At 51.3% G+C, this 3,627-nt stretch carries 2 protein-coding genes and 1 pseudogene; all 3 read right to left on the bottom strand.

The genetic code is table 11. From position 1 onward, the window contains the following. Positions 1 to 228: 228 nt before the first annotated feature. Complete coding sequence (locus ACIPHM_RS24490) at positions 229 to 528, bottom strand: DUF1153 domain-containing protein (RefSeq protein WP_400334273.1); 300 nt, start codon at positions 526 to 528, stop codon at positions 229 to 231. Positions 529 to 703: 175 nt separating this feature from the next. Further along, entirely contained in the window at positions 704 to 1,507 is an 804-nt protein-coding gene (locus tag ACIPHM_RS24485; protein WP_400334271.1) for an Imm49 family immunity protein, read from the bottom strand. 8 nt (positions 1,508 to 1,515) lie between these two features. Further along, positions 1,516 to 3,627: pseudogene (locus ACIPHM_RS24480) on the bottom strand (cell surface protein); the annotation flags it as partial.

The raw sequence follows: 3,627 nt of genomic DNA, 5'->3' as shown, positions 1-3,627 counted from the left end.
AGTTTCTGCAAGTCCGGCGTCCGGTTCACCGTTTCGTTCAGATTCGACGTATCGCGATTCAGACTCGCTAAATCTTGCGTCTGGTTCGCGCCGTTCGTCAGCGTAATCGCACCATCGCTCACCGCTGCGCGTCACGCCCAGACTTGACCAGCCGGTAATACACCATGCAGCGTGGCACTTCAAACCAACGGCACAGCTTTGAGATTGAGACGGTTATGCCTTCTTCCCTTAATCCCTTGCGGACCGTTTCAAAAACTTGTCGTCCTCGCCCAGCAGGGACTGCAATTTCTTTCGTGTGCGCAGTTCCTGCATAGCTTCATCGCACGCTTCCTGTAGGGCCTTGATCTGATGCTCGGACTGCCCTTTCACGTCCAGCAGATTCGCTCGGAACGCGTTTTCCATGCCGCGCTTGCCATCTCCGACGCAGTTCTCAATTTCGGATGCCGACATGTCGTAGGCCCGGCCCGCCTCGGCAACCATCGTCTTGCCCTGAATGATGTCCAGCACCAGCGTGCTCTGGCGCTGCACCGTCTATCGCTTGATGTCTTCGTCCATCTTCTTGCTCATCGTCTTTTCCTTAATTATGACGTGAGCAGGTTTTCACTGGGTCAATACACATTCGCGCCGGTTACTCTTCATGGCAAACGCCAAGCCCGAATAATTTTTCTTTTCTATATTATTTTTTTATTAAATAAATAAAAAATTAACGATTAATTCCGAGCATTCTCAGAATCTTTGCAACGCCACCTTCACCCCGCCTACTTGAGAACATGAAATCATAAGAATTTACATATTCCGGCAGTGGCCTTATAGGGAGAAGATTTTCTGGAATTAATGGGCTGTCAAACTTCACCTCAATCCCATGCCTCCAACAGATTTTAGCCTCCAACGTTGCCGCAACAGAAAGCACCCCTTCAACTACCGGACGCAAAGGTTTTTCCGATACCTTCTCCAAAATAGACTTCTCAAGCCCTTTTACGTCCCCAGCAATCAATAGGGAAAAAAAATCTTGTCCATTCATCGATTTTTTTCTCTCATTCTTCCTACCATTTTTAGCGATTCTATCAATTTTAACCTGCAGCTCACTCCAATCCGATTTGATTGCCAACTGATACATATGGGACACAAATTGATGAAGCAACGGATTGTTCTTGTTTCTTGAGAAAGCCCCATCATCGAAATTGCATATATCGACAACAACAGAATCACAATCCGACATCAACGAGCAAAAAATTTCAATATCCGTCGAGAACGCATACTGCTCTCCATACTTCAAAATCTCCAGCGTGAGTTCGCTTGCAGCATAGAGATTTTTCTTTAGACTTAACTCGTCTCCAGCGGAAAAATAATCATATATCGCGACATTCAGATGATCAGACCTCAGCATCGACAAAAAAGCCGGCGAAATCACGACTTTTCCATCCTTAAATTTTTTCTCAACTTCGCTTACGCCTCGTTTTGACGCTTCGTACCCATGTAGATTTTTGCGAGAAAATTCGTCCATCATGCTTCACCTCACTTTAGTCTCATAGCGGACACGCCATCCGAATTTACACCTGTCGCAATCTTCACCAATCTATTCTTATCGATCGCGGATCGAATTGCCGCAGCCGTAGCTCTTTGATCACTAGACCCTCGGCCCAGTCGATCAATTGCCGTTTCTATCCATCCATCACTCATCTGCGTAGGAAGATTTCCACTCTCAGAACTCAACTTGATCGATCCATTACTCTTCAATGGCTTAACCTCCACCACATAAACAGTGTCACCCTTGATGTACACGCCATCAAAACAATTGTTGCCACCACACTTCCCTTCCATTGATTTGAAACCATTCCGTACGAAATAGTTATTGACCACATACTCCCGAAGATCACCTTGAAGGGCAGTATTGGAAACCGTATTCAATTGTGACAAAAGCGTGCGGTCGGCGGACGTAAGTCGAAGTTGCGTGCCTTCCCGTGTGATCTGTTGCGCGCTAATATTTCCTCCGGCCGAAGCGGAGGCACGCCCTAAAATGGCGATATCTGCTGAGGACAACAGTCGACCAAGTGTCCCAATTAGCGTATCAACAAGTTTTCCCCCGATGAGCCATTCTTCTAGTGGATAAACTGGCTGTGCCGCACCGTTAGGGTTAGCTAGATACGTTAGCCGACTCTGATCTCGCAACTCCATCCCTGGAATGATCGATCCCGGCGCTTGACTACCAAGCAAGTAGTTTGTGTATGGATTGGCTCGCTGTTCGTCCGCCGCACTAAAATAGGTCTGTGGAGATCCATCAGAGATCACTGGACTTCCTTTAACAAGGATTGTCTTCCCCATGAATGACGAGAGCATGTCTTGCGCTTCTTTCATGCTCGCAAGATGCTGCGCTACACCTCCTTGAGCACCGATACTATTGCTGCTCCCTGCCGCTTGTATCATCCCCTGAAGATAGACCAAGTTCTTCTCGTTTTCCGCATCGTCAACTAGTCCCTTGGCAGTACGTTCGAGGATATCTGTCCAGTAAATAGTGGCTTGCGCAATGCAGGCAGCATCTCCCCTACATACTTGCTCGGCCTTTTCACTCGCCAACTTCGAGATGACGGCGCTCTCTTGGGAATGCAACTGCCGGTTAAACCGATCGACGTTAAACCCGGTGAAAGCCCCAGACGCCCCGCCTGCCGCCGCGCCTACGGCCGTACCAACGCCCGTCGCAACAATCTGCGCTAGCGCCTGATCGATATCCGCGTTGCCCGTCGGGTGGGAATTCTGGATCTTGTCGCTCAGATCATTGAGTTCCTTACCAAGCTTCGACGTCAGGCCAGCGCCCAGCGCACCACCAAGCGCATTCCCGCCACCCAAGCCCGCTACGATTGCTCCACCCGCCGCGTGCATCGCTGCGCGATAATCTCCACCTTCCTCCCAGTCATCCGCCTCTTTCTGGTATTGCGCTTTCAAATCGGGGTCGGTCGTTTTGTCCGCCAGTGCTTGCGCTTCTTTCGTCTTCTTATCCGCATACGTCCCAATATCCCGCGCTACTGCCTCCCCAGCCGCAGTCGCCGCCGCCATCAGTCGTGACTGATCGACCAGCAGTTTCTGCAAGTCCGGCGTCCGGTTCACCGTTTCGTTCAGATTCGACGTATCGCGATTCAGACTCGCTAAATCTTGCGTCTGGTTCGCGCCGTTGGTCAGCGTAATCGCACCATCGCTCACACCGCTGCGCGTCACGCCCCGCTCACTACCGCTCTCCGACTGCGGCAGCATTGGCGCAATACCGCCCGTGTTCTTGCCCGAGCTGTTGCCCGTCGTACGCTCGTTCGCGCCGCCGTTGCCGACCGTGAACCCGCCTCCAAACCCAAAGCTGTTCGCGCTGTACTCCGAGTGATTCTCGATGTCGGAGAACGTCAGCGTACCCGTCGTCAGGTGATTCTTCGATGGGTCTGCGGTGCTCGCGATATATGCCCCTTTAAGGTCTGTGTTACCCGCAACGTTGACGTCAAATCCACCGCTCCCCGCCTGAATCCCCGACTGCTCGACGACACCCGCGTAATTCCCGCTAGCATTGCCGCGCGAGTAACTGAAACTGCCGGATGCGCCCCCCATGCTGAGGTTCAGCCCACCACCCATGCTTTCCTGATGCGCGGA

The sequence above is a fragment of the Pandoraea sp. NPDC087047 genome (genome assembly GCF_044745225.1).
In the GTDB taxonomy this organism is placed as follows: Bacteria; Pseudomonadota; Gammaproteobacteria; order Burkholderiales; family Burkholderiaceae; genus Pandoraea.
Note: the sequence above shows the minus strand (reverse complement) of the source record. Positions and strands in the feature narration are given on the sequence as shown.